The 16788-nt window shown below is 62.0% G+C and carries 16 protein-coding genes; 3 read left to right on the top strand and 13 right to left on the bottom strand.

Going from position 1 to position 16788, the window contains the following annotated elements; genetic code table 11:
* Positions 1 to 22: 22 nt before the first annotated feature.
* The 4 genes from CCOS864_RS02925 to CCOS864_RS02910 form a co-directional block, all read right to left on the bottom strand.
* Positions 23 to 952, bottom strand: a complete 930-nt coding sequence (locus CCOS864_RS02925) for an IS110 family RNA-guided transposase (RefSeq protein ID WP_115084990.1) — start codon at positions 950 to 952, stop codon at positions 23 to 25.
* Positions 953 to 1197: 245 nt separating this feature from the next.
* Entirely contained in the window at positions 1198 to 1356 is a 159-nt protein-coding gene (locus CCOS864_RS02920; RefSeq protein WP_003177654.1) for a YqaE/Pmp3 family membrane protein, read from the bottom strand.
* 164 nt (positions 1357 to 1520) lie between these two features.
* Positions 1521 to 2801 carry an aspartate aminotransferase family protein gene (locus tag CCOS864_RS02915; RefSeq protein ID WP_115084989.1) on the bottom strand — a complete coding sequence of 427 codons (1281 nt, stop codon included), beginning with the start codon at positions 2799 to 2801 and terminating at the stop codon, positions 1521 to 1523.
* Positions 2798 to 3496 carry an MOSC domain-containing protein gene (locus CCOS864_RS02910; protein WP_115084988.1) on the bottom strand — a complete coding sequence of 233 codons (699 nt, stop codon included), beginning with the start codon at positions 3494 to 3496 and terminating at the stop codon, positions 2798 to 2800. The genes CCOS864_RS02915 and CCOS864_RS02910 overlap by 4 nt, the downstream gene beginning before the upstream one ends.
* 102 nt (positions 3497 to 3598) lie before the next feature.
* Between CCOS864_RS02910 and CCOS864_RS02905 the strand changes: the two genes are divergently transcribed.
* Positions 3599 to 4522: a LysR family transcriptional regulator gene (locus tag CCOS864_RS02905; RefSeq protein WP_115084987.1), complete on the top strand. Its 924-nt coding sequence runs from the start codon at positions 3599 to 3601 to the stop codon at positions 4520 to 4522.
* Between the two features lie 229 nt (positions 4523 to 4751).
* Here the strand turns inward: CCOS864_RS02905 and CCOS864_RS02900 are convergent, their stop codons facing one another.
* The 9 genes from CCOS864_RS02900 to bioB all read right to left on the bottom strand — a co-directional run bounded on the left by CCOS864_RS02900 (position 4752) and on the right by bioB (position 15127).
* Positions 4752 to 6530, bottom strand: coding sequence for an acyl-CoA dehydrogenase C-terminal domain-containing protein (locus CCOS864_RS02900; RefSeq protein WP_115084986.1), 1779 nt, complete (start codon positions 6528 to 6530; stop codon positions 4752 to 4754).
* A 122-nt stretch (positions 6531 to 6652) separates the two neighbouring features.
* A complete protein-coding gene (locus CCOS864_RS02895; RefSeq protein WP_115084985.1) occupies positions 6653 to 7936 on the bottom strand; it encodes a GGDEF domain-containing protein in 1284 nt (427 codons plus the stop codon).
* A gap of 250 nt (positions 7937 to 8186) precedes the next feature.
* The gene (locus CCOS864_RS02890; RefSeq protein WP_115084984.1) at positions 8187 to 9992 is read right to left on the bottom strand and encodes a phenylacyl-CoA dehydrogenase; all 1806 of its coding nucleotides are present in this window, start codon (positions 9990 to 9992) and stop codon (positions 8187 to 8189) included.
* Positions 9993 to 10261: 269 nt separating this feature from the next.
* Complete coding sequence (locus CCOS864_RS02885; protein ID WP_115084983.1) at positions 10262 to 10558, bottom strand: pyrroloquinoline quinone biosynthesis protein PqqE; 297 nt, start codon at positions 10556 to 10558, stop codon at positions 10262 to 10264.
* Between the two features lie 107 nt (positions 10559 to 10665).
* A complete protein-coding gene (gene bioD, locus CCOS864_RS02880; protein WP_115084982.1) occupies positions 10666 to 11346 on the bottom strand; it encodes a dethiobiotin synthase in 681 nt (226 codons plus the stop codon).
* Position 11347: 1 nt separating this feature from the next.
* Positions 11348 to 12172 carry a malonyl-ACP O-methyltransferase BioC gene (gene bioC, locus CCOS864_RS02875; RefSeq protein ID WP_115084981.1) on the bottom strand — a complete coding sequence of 275 codons (825 nt, stop codon included), beginning with the start codon at positions 12170 to 12172 and terminating at the stop codon, positions 11348 to 11350.
* Positions 12165 to 12896, bottom strand: coding sequence for an alpha/beta fold hydrolase (locus CCOS864_RS02870; RefSeq protein ID WP_115084980.1), 732 nt, complete (start codon positions 12894 to 12896; stop codon positions 12165 to 12167). The genes bioC and CCOS864_RS02870 overlap by 8 nt, the downstream gene beginning before the upstream one ends.
* On the bottom strand, positions 12889 to 14061 hold the full coding sequence (gene bioF / locus CCOS864_RS02865; RefSeq protein WP_115084979.1) for an 8-amino-7-oxononanoate synthase: 1173 nt from the start codon (positions 14059 to 14061) through the stop codon (positions 12889 to 12891). The genes CCOS864_RS02870 and bioF overlap by 8 nt, the downstream gene beginning before the upstream one ends.
* 7 nt (positions 14062 to 14068) lie before the next feature.
* Positions 14069 to 15127, bottom strand: a complete 1059-nt coding sequence (gene bioB, locus CCOS864_RS02860) for a biotin synthase BioB (protein WP_010221404.1) — start codon at positions 15125 to 15127, stop codon at positions 14069 to 14071.
* An 89-nt stretch (positions 15128 to 15216) separates the two neighbouring features.
* On the opposite strand from bioB, the gene CCOS864_RS02855 reads away from it, so the two are divergent.
* A complete protein-coding gene (locus CCOS864_RS02855; protein WP_115084978.1) occupies positions 15217 to 15954 on the top strand; it encodes a ComF family protein in 738 nt (245 codons plus the stop codon).
* Between the two features lie 59 nt (positions 15955 to 16013).
* Complete coding sequence (locus CCOS864_RS02850) at positions 16014 to 16778, top strand: TOBE domain-containing protein (protein ID WP_115084977.1); 765 nt, start codon at positions 16014 to 16016, stop codon at positions 16776 to 16778.
* Positions 16779 to 16788: the final 10 nt, after the last annotated feature.

Raw genomic sequence — 16788 nt, 5'->3', positions numbered from 1 at the left:
ACTGTGGGAGCAACTGTCTTGATCAGGCTGTTTGCTCTCGCCAAGGGGTATTGTCCCGCAGCATTGCATTCAGCCTGACGATCAGCACCCGCATGCAAGCTACGAGTGCCACCTTGGCGCACTTGCCACGTGCCCGAAGTGCTTCGTAGCGTGCTTTAAATTCCGTGTTGTGGCGGATGATGATCCAGCTCGACATGTACAGAACTCGCCTTACATGCGCCCGGCCTCCCCATATCTGGCGGTGCCCTCGATGGCTACCGCTATCGTTGTTGTAAGGCGCTACGCCCACCAGCGCGGCGATCTGACGGCGGTCCAACTGCCCCAGTTCAGGCAGTGAGGCGAGCAGATTTGCGGCGGTTACCCGACCGATTCCGCTCACCGCCAACAACTGACTCGCCCTGGTATCGTCCAGTTGCACCATCGCCTGGTCAATTTCTTCGTCGAGGCGTTTGATCAGCACTTTCAGCTGCTCTATATGCTCATCGAAGTGGGCCATCACTGTTGCCGAGCGACATTGCTGGCGACGCCGCTTGTCGTCATCACGGCTCTGCACAAATTGGGCGCGCTGCTTCACCAGCTCTCGCAGCTCTTCGCGTTCAGGGCTGACCGGTTGGCCTTGAGGGGCGCTGAGGTGTGCAGCGAAGTCCGCAAGGACTTCGGCGTCGATCTTGTCGGTTTTGGCTTTTTTACCCATGGCATCGGCGAATTTTCGGGCACGGGCTGGGTTGATGCAGATGGTTTCCAGTCCTGCTGAGGCCAGGGCGATCAACACATCTTTCTCGTAGCCGCCTGTCGCTTCGATCAGCACTCGACTGATCTTGAAGTCCTTCAGACGCTCAAGCAACGCCTCGAAGCCTGCGGAGTTGTTGGCCACTTCGAAGCGGATTTTCTGAGGTTTGATGCAGATTTCCAAAGTGGCTTTGGCAGTGTCGATTCCAACAGAAGACAACATGGCTGAACCCTCTTACACTCAGTTGTGAGAGCGCTCTGGCTTGGCCCACGCTTGTGATTCGAGAGGCGCTCAATCAACTGTTCGGGCTCGGGCCAGAGTGGAGAGGTGAATGGCAGCTTTGCTCCCACACGTGCTTTAAGCACTACCGGCGTACAGCTTGCCATTCACCGCTCTCACTTCTGATTCTATTCCTACCTCAAGACACAAGCGGCGGTGCGGCGCCCCGACTTGACCCGCGATTGGCCTCACCGCTTGGCGATGATATACACCGCATGGACGATGCCCGGGATATACCCCAGCAACGTCAGCAAGATGTTCAGCCAGAAGGCGCCGCCGAAGCCAACCTGCAGAAACACGCCAAGCGGCGGCAGGAGAATGGCGATGATGATGCGGATAAAGTCCATTGGGCAGCTCCCTTCAAAGATGTACTAGAACTGACTCTAGCGCGTCACCGGGGTTCCACTTGTAAGCAGCAGACAAAAAAACGCCCCAAGCCAAAAACAACAGGCCCGGGGCGATGCGCAGGAACGCGAGACGGTTCGGAAAATTCGTTAGTGCGGTGTAGTGATCAGGCCGTGGCCTCGCGCCGCAGGTTCTGCTGCGCGGCGTGCACACGGGCAAAGGCCCGGGCCAGGCGCAGGAGCATCTCGTCGATGTTGCCCTTGCTCACCGTCAGCGCTGGCGAAAAGCGCAGCACGTCGGCCTGCGGAGCGTTGAGCAGCAAGCCTTCGTGCAAGGCGGCCTGGACCAGCTCGGTGGCGATGTCTTCGCTCAGCTGCAACGCCCAGAGCAGCCCCTGGCCGCGCACCTCGGCCTGACCATAGCGACCCGCCAGACGGCTCAGACCGTCGCGCATGTGCCGCCCTGAATCCTGCACATGTTCGAAGAACCCCGGCTCCAGCACGGTCTGCAGCACCGCCAGGCCCGCCGCACTCATCAGCGCATTGCCATGGTGGCTGCCCTCCAGCTCGCCAGCCTCGGCGCAGCAGGCACTGCCACGGGCCAGCAGGGCCGCCAGTGGTACGCCGCCCCCCAGGCCCTTGCCAAGGGTAAGGATGTCAGCGCGCACGCCATACAACTGTTCGGCGAGCATCGCGCCGCAGCGACCGACGCCAGTCTGCACTTCATCGAGGATCAGCAGGATGCCCAGCTCGCGGCACAGTCGCTCGACACCCTGGAGATACGCCTGGGTCGCCGGAATCACCCCGGCTTCGCCCTGGATCGGTTCGAGCATGATTGCCACGGTGCGCGAATCGACAGCCGCGTGCAGCGCTTCAAGGTCGTTGAACGGCACCTTGCTGAAGCCCGGCAAACCCGGCTCGCAACGGTTGCACGGCGATGGGTCGGAGGCGGACAGCGCGCCCAGGCTGCGGCCATGGCAGCTCTGGCTGGCGGTGATGATGTGATAGGCGCCGTTGCGGTGCAGCTGACCCCATTTGCGCACCAGCTTGATTGCCCCTTCGCAAGCTTCGGCGCCGCTGTTGAGCAGGTAGGCCTGATCGCTGCCGGTGCTTTCGCACAGGCAATTGACCAGGTTCAACAGGCCACGGTTATGAAAACCCGCCCCCGGATTGATCAACGCCTGCGCCTGGCTGCCCAGGGCTTTGACCAGCACACTGGGGCTGTGGCCGAGGCTGTTGACTGCACAGCCCTGGGTGAAATCCAGATATGCGTGACCTTCGCTGTCCCACAACCATGAGCCTTGGCCGCGGACGAAAACCTGGGGCGCGCGCTCTACCGCCGGCATCAGGTATTCACGCGACAATGCGTCTGCAGGCTGAGTAACTGCAGGTGCGATCTTGCGCTCGGCCACGGCCACAGCCGGGCGGCGCAGGTTGAACAGGTTCATGCGCGCAGCCCCTCGAGCGGCAGGCCAAGCAGACGCGCGGTCCAGTCTTCGACCTGACCGGTGCGCATGCGCTTGATCGCGATATCGCGCCAGCGTGACGAGAGGGCCGGACAATCCACCAGCTTTTTCAAACCTGCATGCTCCAGAGGTTCACGGTAAAAAGTGCGCAGCGCCCAGGCCACGGTCAGGCCCGGATAACTACGTTGAATCAGTTCGAAAGGTTCATCGGCGCTGACAAAACCCGGCTTGAGCACCCGGTAGAACCAGCCACAGCGGCCACTGTCCTGCGCCTGTTGCGGCAGGTTCGGCACGCCCCAGCGATGACTCAGGCGATAGCATGGCGAGCGCGGCTGACTGATCTGCAACAGCGCCCCACCCCAGCGGAACATGTCCCCCAGGCACACCTGATGTTCATCCAGGCCGTGGGTCGAGAGGTTCTCGCCGAAACCCGGGGCGCGCCAATCGAGTTGTGGATAACGTTGCCGCCACCAGGCGTAGTGCTCGGCCGGGTAATGGTGCAAGGCCCGTTCAGGGCCGGTGTGAAAGCGTGGGTCGCCGTGTTCGTCGCTCCCCAGCCCCTGTGGCCATAACCACAACCGTCTTGCAACCTCCTGCTTATCGATATCAGTCAATAAGCCATGCCCGAGGTTTTTTGCCTTGCCTATGTAAACGCCATCCACATACACGGTATTCATCGCGCCTTCTGGCCCTGTAAACCTTGTGAATACGGGATAGACTAGGCTTCTTGCAGGCTAACGGCCATTTGGTTTTTCGAGCATTTTTGATAAGTAATTCTTATGGATTTTCGCCAACTGCGTTATTTCGTCGCGGTGTATGAAGAAGGCCACGTCGGCCGGGCTGCCGAGCGCCTGTCACTGTCGCAACCGGCGCTTTCGCAGCAGATCCGCCAGCTTGAGCAAAACCTCGATGTGAGCCTGTTCGAGCGTGGCAACAAGCGCCTGCTGCCGACCCTGGCCGCGCACACCCTGTACAACCATGCCCTGCCCCTGCTCGACGGCCTGCAGCGGGCTCGCGAGGCGCTGCGCAACTTCAAGGGCCAGGCGTTGCGTACCCTGGCCATTGGCGTACTGCAGACCGTGCGCCCAAGCCTGGTACCGCAGCTGCTCGACCGAGTGCGCAAGGCGCAGCCGCATCTGGTGGTACAGATCTACGAACTGTCGGGCCTGGAGATCGAACGGCGTCTGCTCAACGGCAGCCTGGATATCGGCATCAGCTACCTGCCACCGCGCCAACCGGGCCTGCATGGGCTGCTGCTGTACGAAGATGAACTGCAGTTGGTCATCCCCAACACCCACCCCTTGCGTGAATTCAAGAAAGTCTCGCTCAAGCAGGCTGCCGAGTTACCCATGCTGCTGCTCGGCGAAGAGTTCCAGGTACGGCAGATCTGGCAGTCGCAACTGGCCAACCTCGGCCGGCGGCCGCAGGTACAGGCAGAAATGAACAACATGGGCGGGATTCTCGACAGCCTGGCGCATACCTCGCTGGCGACCGTATTGCCGGGGCGCGCCAAGGAAGTGGTCGAAGATGACCAGGAACTGCTGTGGAAGCCATTGAGCGAACCACGGGTGCCGCTGAAAATTGGCCTGGTGTTCCGCGATGCACAACGCCAGCAAGCGTCGGTGGAGCTGCTGCGCAACCTGCTGGAAGAAGAAGCCGATCCGCGGCAGATCGGGGTGTCGCCGCTGGATGTGCTGGGCTGAGGTTAAATCGCAGGCAAAAGAAAACCCCGCCGAAGCGGGGCTTTGCAGACTGTTTCCCTGACATCCTTTTCGCCCCGCCATCCTGGCAGGAATCCTTCGTGTCCGTGTTCTGTACTTTGCGCTTCCTGCGCTACGTCCATGTGAGAAGATTAACTGTGGATCCAATCTTCCGATAGAGGCGAAAAGTCACCACGTCATGTAAGAGAATGCTTACAAACAACTAACACCCTTAAAACTGTGCCGCATCGAGCAGGTACAGCGATTCGCTACCGGCTTTTACCGAGGCGCTGAGCGAGTGGATACGCGGCAGAAGACGGGCGAAATAGAAGCGCGCAGTGCCCAGCTTGCTGGCATAGAAATCGTCTTCACCTTGCTTGGCCAAGGCCGTACGGGCCATCAACGCCCACATGTAGGCATAAGCGGTATAGCCGAACACCTGCAGGTATTCCACCGAGGCTGCGCCAATTTCGTTCGGGTTGTTCTTGGCCCGATCCAGGACCCAGGCAGTCAGGTCGTCAAGATTGTCCAGAGCCGCGTTGAGCGGTTTGACGAACTCGGCCAGGTTGCTGTCGGCACTGGCGGTGAAATGACGGATTTCGTCGGCAAACAGCTTGTACAGCGCCCCTCCGCTACCAACCACCTTGCGGCCCATCAGGTCGAGAGCCTGGATGCCATTGGTGCCTTCGTAGATCTGGGTAATGCGCACGTCGCGCACCAGTTGCTCCTGGCCCCACTCACGGATGTAGCCGTGGCCGCCGAATACCTGCTGGCCGTGTACGGCCGATTCCAGGCCCAGGTCCGTCAGGAACGCCTTGGCCACCGGAGTCAGCAACGCCACCAGTTCTTCGGCGCGTTTGCGCGTGTCGGCGTCTTCGCTGAACTTGGCGGTATCGAGCTGCATCGCCACGTAGGTGGAAAATGCACGACCGCCTTCGTTGAGGGCCTTCATGGTCAACAGCATGCGTCGCACATCAGGGTGGACGATGATCGGGTCAGCGACCTTGTCCTTTGCTTGCGGGCCGGTTGGCGCGCGGCTTTGCAGGCGGTCGCGCGCGTATTCAATGGCGTTCTGGTAAGAGCGCTCGGCCGAGGCCAGGCCCTGAATACCCACGCCCAGACGCTCGTAGTTCATCATGGTGAACATCGCCGCCAGGCCCTTGTTCGGCTCGCCGACCAGGTACCCGACCGCCTCGTCGAAGTTCATCACGCAGGTGGCCGAGGCCTGGATGCCCATCTTGTGTTCGATCGAGCCACAGGTGGCCGGGTTGCGTGCGCCCAGGCTGCCATCGGCATTGACCATGAACTTCGGCACCAGGAACAGGGAAATACCCTTCGGCCCGGCAGGCGCATCCGGCAGCTTGGCCAGCACCAGATGGATGATGTTTTCGGTGAGGTCGTGTTCGCCACCGGTGATGAAAATCTTGGTGCCACTGACCTTGTAGCTGCCATCGGCCTGAGGGTCGGCCTTGGTGCGGATAATCCCCAGGTCAGTACCGGCGTGCGGCTCGGTCAGGCACATGGAGCCGGCCCAGACACCGGCATACATGTTCGGCAGGTATTTTTCCTTGAGCTCGTCGCTGGCGTGGGCGTTGATCGACAAGCAAGCACCAGCAGTCAGCATCGGGTACAGGCCGAAGGACAGGCTGGAGGAATTGACCATTTCCTCGACCTGGGCCGAGATCACCTTGGGCATGCCCATGCCGCCGTAGGCTGGGTCGCCACCGACGCCAACCCAGCCGCCTTCGGCGTAGGTCTTGTAGGCGTCGATAAAACCGGCCGGAGTGCTCACGGCGCCGTTATCCCAGTGGCAACCTTCTTCATCGCCGCTGCGGCTCAGCGGCGCGATGCTCTTGCTGGTGACCTTGCCGGCTTCTTCCAGCACCGCCAGGGCGGTGTCTTCGTCCACCGCTTCGGCAAGGCCGGGCAACTGCGCCCAGAGCTTGGCGACTTCGAAGACTTCATTGAGGACGAAGCGCATATCGCGCAGGGGCGCTTTATAGTCAGCCATGGCTACCTCTCACACTAGAGTCGGGGACGGCCTACAGGGCCGCATCACTGTTATGAAACCAGTGTAACCGAACAACTTTTGTGACACATAGGGTCATCTGGCGACTATGCAGTCTATTTCGGTCACGCCATGCGCACCGCACCACGTTTTGCCTGAACCCCATGGGCCATGACACAGTTGCGCCCGGCGCCCTTGGCGCTGTAGAGGGCCTGGTCGGCGGATTTGAGCACTTCATCGGGTGAACGATGATCGGCCAGGCGCTCACTGGCACCAATACTGATAGTCACCGACACACTGGAAGCCGCCGACGCCCCACGCCGTTGTCGACCCTGCTGGTCGTCCTGGGGGCGGTTGTCCTGGTTGCGCAACTGGATGTTGTAGTTGGCGATCACCTCGCGCACTGCCTCAAGGTGCGGCATACACTCTTCGATAGTTTTGCCGGCAAATACCACGGCGAATTCCTCACCCCCATAGCGATAGGCCCGACCGCCGCCGGTGACCTTGGACAGTTTGCTCGCCACCAGGCGCAGTACCTGGTCACCCACATCGTGGCCATGGGTGTCGTTGAATTTCTTGAAGTGGTCGACGTCAGTCATCGCCAGCACATAGTTGCGCCCCAGGCGCTGCATGCGCTCGTTGAGCGCGCGGCGGCCGGGCAATCCGGTCAGCTCATCACGAAAAGCCATTTGATAGGCCTCGTGGGACACCGCCGCGGCAATCATCAGCATCACCTGGCTGCACATGATGTTCAGGGTGAACGGCAGGATGAAGGTCTTGGGCAGCATCCAGAAGATACCGATCAGGCCGATCACCTGCGCCGCGTGCAAGGGACGCGGTTCACGCAGGTACTGCACCACCAGCAGGATGAAGGCGCAGAGGAACACCGGATAGGCCAGCTGGATCAGGCTCATCCACTGGCCATGCAACGAAGGCCAGCGAATCTCCGCCAGCCAGCTCAACAGCGCTTGGGGAAAACTCTGCTCCAGGCCCAGGGCGACGCTGCCCACAGCCAACAATACGGCGAAACGCGCGACCATGTCCTGGAACAGATGGGTGCGCTCTTGCCAGGCGCCATACAGGGCGAACATCAGCGGCAACAGCAGGCAGACCAGGTGGAACACCACCGCTGCATCTTCTCGCACGCGGCCGTTGTCGCGGTAGAAGTCGGTCTGGGTGTCGAGCAGGAAGTAGGCGATGTACACCGTGAGCATCAGAAACAGTTCACGTTGGCGGCGGTACACGGCGCAGTAGGCGCCGCCGAGCAACAAAACCAAGGTGGGCAGGACATTGAACAGCGACGTGAAAAACACACTGAGGTCTCTCACGTAAGCGGCCGCGAGCCCTGACACCAGCAAACAGACCGATGGCAGGAAGTGGCTCAGGCGTACAGCGGATAAACGAAACAAGGGTAATCTCCGACCCGGCAGATCAATAATGGCATTGTGCCTTAATGTATCGGCAGCGCACATGAATAGATGAATGCACTTGATCGGGATGGCTGGATGGGGTGGGGTGGGCTGGGTGGGAGCGGGCTTGCCCCGCGATGCGATGTGGCTGACAGAAAGCTATCGCGGGGCAAGCCCGCTCCCACAGGAAGCAAAAGCAAAAAAAAACGCCTGCCGGTGAGGGCAGGCGTTTTTTCTTACAGCCTTTGACTTAGTAGGAGAGACCGAAGTCCTCTTCTTTCATGTCCATCAGGTTGTTGGCGCCCGACAGCATGGTTGCTACGTGGGTGCGGGTACGCGGCAGGATGCGCTGGAAGTAGAAGCGCGCGGTCTGCAGCTTGGCGGTGTAGAAGGCTTCTTCAGTGGTGCCGGCAGCCAGTTTTTCGGCAGCCAGGCGCGCCATGTCAGCCCAGAAGTAGGCCAGGCAGGCATAACCGGAGTACATCAGGTAGTCCACCGAAGCGGCACCGACTTCTTCACGGTCTTTCATCGCGGCCATACCGACCTTCATGGTCAGCTCGCCCCACTCTTTGTTCAGCTGGGCCAGCGGCGCGACGAACTCGCTGATTGCTTCGTTGCCTTCGTTACCCTGGCAGAACTTGTGCACGATCTTGGTGAAGCCCTTGAGCGCTTCGCCCTGGGTCATCAAGACTTTACGGCCGAGCAGGTCCAGCGCCTGGATGCCGGTGGTGCCTTCGTACAGCATCGAGATACGGCTGTCGCGAACGTTCTGCTCCATGCCCCACTCGGCGATGAAGCCGTGGCCGCCATAGATCTGCACGCCGTGGTTGGCCGCTTCGAAGCCGACTTCGGTCATGAATGCCTTGGCGATCGGAGTCATGAAGGCCAGCAGTGCGTCGGCTTTCTTCTTCTCTTCTTCGTCCTGGCTGTACTTGACGATGTCCACCTGCTTGGCGGTGAAGTAGACCATCGCGCGGTTGCCTTCGGCGAACGCCTTCATGGTCAGCAGCATGCGACGTACGTCCGGGTGGACGATGATCGGGTCAGCGGCTTTGTCCGGCGCTTTCGGGCCAGTCAGCGAGCGCATTTGCAGGCGGTCGCGAGCATATTTCAGGCCGCCCTGGAACGCCACTTCAGCGTGGGCCAGGCCTTGCAGCGCGGTACCCAGGCGAGCGGTGTTCATGAAGGTGAACATGCAGTTCAGGCCTTTGTTGGCCGGGCCGATCAGGTAGCCGGTAGCGGCGTCGAAGTTCATCACGCAGGTGGCGTTGCCGTGGATGCCCATCTTGTGTTCGAGGGAGCCACAGGACACGGCGTTGCGCTCACCGACGGTGCCTTCGGCGGTCGGCAGGAACTTCGGCACGATGAACAGCGAGATGCCTTTGGTGCCAGCCGGTGCATCGGGCAGGCGGGCCAGAACGATGTGGACGATGTTGTCGGCCATGTCGTGCTCACCGGCCGAGATGAAGATCTTGGTGCCGGTGACTTTGTACGAACCATCAGCCTGAGGCTCGGCCTTGGTGCGTAGCATACCCAGGTCGGTACCGCAGTGTGGCTCGGTCAGGCACATGGTGCCGGTCCACTCGCCGGAAACCAGCTTGGTCAGGTAGGTCTCCTGCTGCTCGGCGGTGCCGTGCTCGGAGATGGTGTTCATCGCGCCGTGGGACAGGCCAGGGTACATGCCCCAGGACCAGTTCGACTCGCCGACCATTTCGCTGACCGCCAGGCCCAGCGACTCAGGCAGGCCCTGACCGCCGTGCTCGACGTCATGGGCCAGGCTCGGCCAGCCACCTTCGACGAACTGCTTGTAGGCTTCCTTGAAGCCGGTCGGGGTTTTAACGCCCGATTCGCTCCAGGTGCAGCCTTCCAGGTCGCCGACACGGTTCAGCGGGGCCAGTACCTGTTCACAAAACTTGGCGCCTTCCTCGAGGATGGCGTCAACCATGTCCGGGGTGGCGTCCTGACAAGCCGGCAGGCTCTGATAATGCGCTTCGTAGCCGAGCAGCTCGTCACGAACGAAGCGAATATCACGCAAGGGGGCTTTGTAATCAGGCATAGCGATGAACCTCTGCTGATGAATCCTGGATAGGGAGACCGCGATATACCGACCAGCTCTAGGCGGCTTTCGGTCAAACAGTTGTTTGAAACATACGTTTACGCCGAAAACTTGTCAAGCATCAAGCAGAGGGCAGTTCGGCCATGCCAGACTGCGCGATTGCCTTGGCAAAATGCCCGGCAAACGCGCAGCCGAACGCCGGCCAACAAGGCCAAAGCGCTGATACATAAAGACTAGTTGAAGGCTCGCGAAGGGCGAGCCGAAGGGGGTCAGGCGTAGGTGTCGATCAGGGTGCCGAGCATTTCGTCCGATGCTTTGGCCACTTTGACACCGAGTTCGACCTGATGCTTGCCCAGCGCCATCTCGACACTGCTGGTGGCCAGGTCCATCTGCTGGCTGCGGTCGACCGCGCGCAGGCGCTCGGCCTGATAGTCACTGGACTGGCTGGTGGCGGCACGCTCGACGGTGGTGTTGGCGATCTGGCTGGCGGCCTGATCGACGCGGTTTTGCCCAGCGTTAATGGCACCGAGCCCTGCGTAGTATGCTGAACTGCCCGAGATTTCCATGTCGAAACTCCATGACACTAAAAGCGAACGGCCTCTATTGAAGCAGACTTGCTGGCAAAAGACCCGTTGAAAACACTAATGGCACTTTGCCTTATGATAGACCAGTCTCAGTCCAGCAGGTCCAGTTGCAGGTACGCAGCCACGGTTTCGGCGCTGACCTGCTTGAGCTTGGGCACCCGCCCCAGGCACGGCGCCGGTAAACGCTCGGCGAGGCTGGCGAGGTTTTCTTCCAGCCGCGAGGTGCGTGGATCGACGATGTTGGCGACCCATCCGGCCAGTTGCAGGCCATCGCGGGCGATGGCTTCGGCCGTGAGCAAGGCGTGGTTGATACACCCCAGGCGCACACCGACCACTAGAATTACCGGCAGCTTCAGGGCAACGGCCAGGTCTGACAGGTTGGCTTCACCAGATAGCGGCACGCGCCAGCCTCCAGCCCCTTCGATCAGAGTGAAATCCGCCTCTTTGGCCAACACCTCGCGCATCGGCGTCAACAAGGCCTGAACACTCAGGGCGACACCGGCTTCCCGCGCAGCCAGGTGCGGAGCAATGGCCGGTTCGAAAGCGAACGGATTGACCTGTTCGTAGGGCAACTTGAGCGAACTTTCGGCGATCAGCGCCATGGCATCGGCATTGCGCAGGCCCTTGCTGCTGACCTCACAGCCCGAGGCCACGGGCTTGGCACCCAAGGTGCTGAACCCGGCCAGGTGCGCGGCATGCAGAAGGCCGGCGGCAATGGTGGTCTTGCCGACATCGGTGTCGGTCCCTGCAATGAAATAGGCCCGGCTCATCTCACTCCCCTTCTACCGGCGGCTTTTGCAGTACACCGTAGACCACCTGATAGGTAGCCGGTAGTCCCTGAGGCTGACGGAAGCGTTCGTAGGCCTGCAACAGGCCCTGCATTCGTGCCCGTCCGGTAAGCCCGGCGGGGCGCCCCGGATTAAGGTTGTGGGCGCCGAGGGCCTTGAGTTCGTGGGTCAGGCTGCGCACGTCCGGGTAGTGCAATACATGGGGCCGAGCCTGCAGGCCGAGCACCTTCAGCTCGCTTTCGCCGCACAGGCGTTGATAGTCCTCAAGGCGCCGGAAGCGGTTGACATGCACCAGGCCGTCGACCGCCTGCCAGCTTTCGCGCAGCTCATGCAGGGTGCCGACGCAGAGACTGGCGAAGGCCAGCACGCCGCCCGGCTGCAGAACGCGTCGGGCCTCGCTGAGCACGGCGCGAAAATCGCCGCACCATTGCACCGCCAGGCTGGTGAAGATCAGCTCGACACTGGCGTCCCGCAGCGGCAAACGCTCGGCATCGCCAGCCACATGGTGGTGCGCCCCGCCCTGCTCCCGGGCGTGCAGGAGCATGCCTTCGGCAATATCCAAGGCAACACCGGCAGCCTGGGGAAAACGGCGGTTCAGAGCGCGACTGAAGTAGCCGGTACCGCTGCCCAGGTCCAGCCAGCGTTGCGGCTCGAATGCACCAGGCAACTGCTCAAGCAGTGCATTGCCCACCGCGCGCTGCAGTTCGGCGACGCTGTCGTAGCTGGCGGCAGCGCGGGAGAACGACGCTGCGACCTGACGTTTATCGGGCAAGGCGCCGGGCAGGCCCGGCAGGGAAAGATCAGTCATCGTCACTCTCATGTACAAAGGCCTTGATTGCCGCCGCCAACTCATGAGGTGTTTCCATCACAAAACCATGAGCACTGTCTTCCAGCAGCCCGACTTCCACGTCGGGCAGTATTTCCAGCAACTCGCCGGCGACCTCCGCCGGTACCAGCCCATCCCGCCCGGCAAACAGGTGCAATTGCGGACCGCCATAACGCTGCAGGGCTGCACGCGTATCGAGCTGGCCAAGGACTTCGAGCCCCGCCACCAACTGCTCCGGAGCGGGAGCAGGCATCCCGGCGCTGAGCAGGCGGGCCAGGCTGCGCGGCTCTTCGGCGCCCTGGCTGCACAGCGAAACGAAGCGCTTGAGGGTGACCTGGGTGTGATAGCGGCAACCTTCGAGGAAGGTCTGGAAGGTATCCAGCGCCATGCCGTGCGGCCAGTCCGGGCGGCTGACAAAACTGAGGTTGCTGCCCAGGGTGATCAACCCATGGCAGTCATCGCCGCGCCGTGCAGCCAGTTCGGCGGCGAGCATGCCGCCCAGCGACCAGCCGCCCAGCCAGGCATTGCGCGGCAACTGCCGATCGAGCTTGTCGAGCCAGTCCTCGGGGTTGCTGGACACCAGGCTGGGCAAGGCCTGGATTTCGACCCGCAAGCCAGGGTCGATGGCCCGCAGGGTCGCCACCAGCGGTTGCAAGGCGGAACTGCCCAGGCCCCAGCCTGGCAACAGGATCAAATGATTACGCATCTGCAGGCTCCAGCAGCGGATAACAGTCAGCCAGTGCATTCAACAATAGCTGCACCTGCGCCGGGCTGTGCGCCGCACTCAGGGTCACGCGCAGGCGCGCGCTGCCGGTGGGTACCGTTGGCGGGCGGATCGCGGTCACCAGCAGGCCGCGCTCGCGGAGCATCTGCGACAGGCGCAAGGCCCGCGCGCTGTCGCCGATCAGGATCGGCTGGATCGGCGTGAAGCTGTCCATCAGTTGCAGGCCGATCTGTTCGGCGCCGCTGCGAAACTGCTGAATCAACGCCGCCAGGTGCTCACGGCGCCAGTGTTCGCTGCGCAGCAACTCCAGGCTGCGCAGGGTGGCACAGGCCAGGGCCGGTGGCTGGCTGGTGGTATAGATGTAGGGCCGGGCGAACTGGATCAGGCATTCAATCAGCTCTTCGCTGCCAGCGACAAAAGCACCTGCGGTGCCACAGGCTTTGCCCAGGGTGCCAATCAGGACCGGCACCTGTTCGAGGCTCAGGCCGAAATGCTCGACGATGCCGCCGCCGTTGCGTCCCAGGGTGCCGAGGCCATGGGCATCGTCGACCATCAGCCAGGCGTCGCGGGCATTGGCCACCGCAGCCAGGGCTGGCAAATCGGCCAGGTCGCCGTCCATGCTGAACACGCCGTCAGTCACCACCAGGGTATTGCCGACGGCCTTGTCCAGGCGGCTGGCCAGGCTCACGGCATCGTTGTGCAGGTAGCGGTTGAAACGCGCACCGCTGAGCAGGCCGGCATCCAGCAACGAGGCATGGTTGAGACGGTCCTGCAGCACCGTGTCGCCCTGCCCGACCAGTGCGGTCAACGCACCGAGGTTGGCCATGTAGCCAGTAGAAAAAAGCAGCGCCCGCGGCCGCCCGGTCAGCTCGGCCAGGGCTTCTTCTACCGCGTGATGGGGGCTGCTGTGGCCTATCACCAGGTGCGAGGCACCGCCGCCGACCCCCCAGCGCTCGGCACCGGCGCGCCAGGCGGCGATCACTTCCGGGTGATTGGCCAGGCCCAGGTAATCGTTGCTGCAAAACGCCAGCAACGGCTGGCCGTCGACCACCACTTCAGGGCCCTGCGGGCTTTGCAGCAGCGGCCGCTGACGGTACAAGTCAGCTGCGCGGCGTTGCTCCAGCCGCGCGCGAAGATCAAAAGCCATGGCCGCCTCAGGCCGAGGCGGCGTTGTAGAACAGCTCGCTGCTCTTCTGTTCCACCAGGGCCTGTTCGATGGCCGCCTGATGGACTTCGTCGGCGTGCTCTTCACGGGCTTCGGGCTGGATACCCAGGCGCGCGAACAGCTGCATGTCCTTGTCGGCTTGCGGGTTGGCGGTGGTCAGCAGTTTCTCGCCGTAGAAGATCGAGTTGGCGCCAGCAAAGAACGCCAGGGCTTGCATCTGCTCGTTCATCGCTTCACGGCCAGCGGACAGCCGCACGTGGGACTTGGGCATGAGGATCCGGGCCACGGCGAGCATACGGATGAAGTCGAACGGGTCGACTTCTTCGGCGTTCTCCAGCGGGGTGCCGGCGACTTTCACCAGCATGTTGATCGGTACCGACTCCGGGTGCTCCGGCAGGTTGGCCAGCTGGATCAGCAGGCCTGCGCGGTCGTCCAGCGACTCGCCCATGCCGAGGATACCGCCCGAGCAGATCTTCATTCCGGCATCACGCACATAGGCCAGGGTCTGCAGGCGATCGCTGTAGGTGCGGGTGGTGATGATGCTGCCGTAGAACTCCGGCGAGGTGTCGAGGTTGTGGTTGTAGTAGTCAAGCCCGGCCTCGGCCAGCGCCTGGGTTTGCTCCAGGTCGAGCTTGCCGAGGGTCATGCAGGTTTCCAGGCCCATGGCCTTGACCCCTTTGACCATCTGCAGCACGTAGGGCATGTCTTTGGCGGACGGATGCTTCCACGCCGCCCCCATGCAGAAGCGGGTCGAGCCGATGGCCTTGGCCCGGGCTGCCTCTTCGAGGACCTTCTGCACTTCCATCAGCTTCTGTTTTTCCAGCCCGGTGTTGTAGTGGCCGGACTGCGGACAATATTTACAATCTTCCGGGCAGGCGCCGGTCTTGATCGACAGCAGGGTCGAGACCTGCACGCGGTTGGCGTCGAAATGCGCGCGGTGCACGGTTTGCGCCTGGAACAGCAAGTCATTGAACGGCTGCTGGAACAGGGCTTTGACCTCGGCCAGGGACCAGTCGTGACGTGTTGTTGCAGTTGTGCTGGCGCTCATCGGCGATTCCTTGTTTAGGCTTGTACTGGCGCCGGCACAGGAAACCCCGCCAGCGCATCACGGATAGCTCGCATAGTTAAGGAAGGCTGATGCACTGTCAACCACAACTCAAAATACTGGTTTACAATTGGCTATTTAATAACCATGCATGCCTACTCTGCAATGAAGCGGCCGAGCAGCCCTACCCCCTGTGCGTCGCCTGCGAAAGCGAACTGCCCTGGCTGGATGATCGCTGCCAGGTGTGTGCCCTGCCGTTGCCCATGCATGGCCTGGTCTGCGGCCAGTGCAGCCGGCGCCCGCCGGCCTTCTATCGGGTCGAGGCGCCCTGGCATTACGGGTTTCCGGTCGATGCGCTGGTTACCCGCTTCAAGCACAACAGCCAGTGGCCGCTGGGCCGCCTGCTCGCGCAACTGCTCGGGCGCTGGTTGATCCACCGCTTTGACGAAGGGCTACCGCGCCCGGCCTTGTTGCTGCCGGTACCGCTGTCACGGCGGCGTTTGCGTCAACGCGGCTACAACCAGGCGGGCATGCTGGGCAACTGGCTGGCGCAACAGCTGGGTATAAGCTGCAGCGAACAGGTACTCACTCGCACCCTCGATACCCCGGCCCAGCAAGGCCTCAAGGCCAAGGCACGCAAACGCAACCTGCGCCAGGCCTTCGCCGTGCACGACAGCAGCCTGATTGCCGGGCGTCATGTAGCGCTGGTGGATGACGTACTGACCACTGGCGCCACTGCCCAGGCATTGGCCAGCCTGCTGCTCAAGGCGGGTGCCCGACGGGTCGATGTCTATTGTCTCGCACGCACCGCCAAGCCCGGCAGCGCTTGACTTGAACGCGGGGTGCGGGCACTTTCGGGCTGTTTCCTTTCAGGTGCCCGTTACCGCTTATGTCTCTGCCTGCCCTGCTCACCCAGCACATCGTCCGCCGCCCGCAGCGTATTGCCTTGCTGCAACACATTGCCGAACAAGGTTCGATCACCCGTGCGGCAAAAAGCGCCGGCATGAGTTACAAAGCAGCCTGGGATGCAATCGACGAACTCAACAACCTGGCGGCCAGCCCGCTGGTCGAGCGCAGTGTTGGCGGTCGCGGTGGTGGTGGAGCAAAACTGTCTGCCGAAGGCCAACGGGTGCTGCGTCTGTACCAGCGCTTGCAGGCCCTGCAGGCGCAGATCCTTGAAGCCGCCGAGGACGCCAGCGATCTCGACCTGCTCGGCCGCCTGATGCTGCGCACCAGCGCGCGCAACCAGCTGCACGGGCGCATCAGCTCGATTGAAGCCCAGGGCCGCTATGACCGCATCAGCCTGACCCTGGCGGGCGAACTGCGCATTGATGCCGAGATCACCCACGACAGCACCGGCCGCCTGGAACTGACCCCCGGTACCGCCGTCGTGGCGCTGATCAAGGCTGGCTGGCTCGAGTTGCTGGGCCTCGACCAACAGCCTGCCGAGGGCTACAACTGTTTGCCGGTCAAGGTCGATGCCTTGCTTGATGACGCCGAAGGCCCCACCGAAGTGCGTCTGGCACTGGCCAGCGGGCAAACCCTTTGCGCCTTCGCTGAAGCACACTGGCTGAAGGACCATCAGGTCGTTGTAGGCAGCAACTTGCAAGTGCAATTCCAACCTTCCTACGTGCTTCTCGGAACTCCTCTATAAAACTGCCACA

Origin of the sequence: Pseudomonas wadenswilerensis (assembly GCF_900497695.1) — a bacterium.
Taxonomy (GTDB): domain Bacteria; phylum Pseudomonadota; class Gammaproteobacteria; order Pseudomonadales; family Pseudomonadaceae; genus Aquipseudomonas; species Aquipseudomonas wadenswilerensis.
Note: the sequence above shows the minus strand (reverse complement) of the source record. Positions and strands in the feature narration are given on the sequence as shown.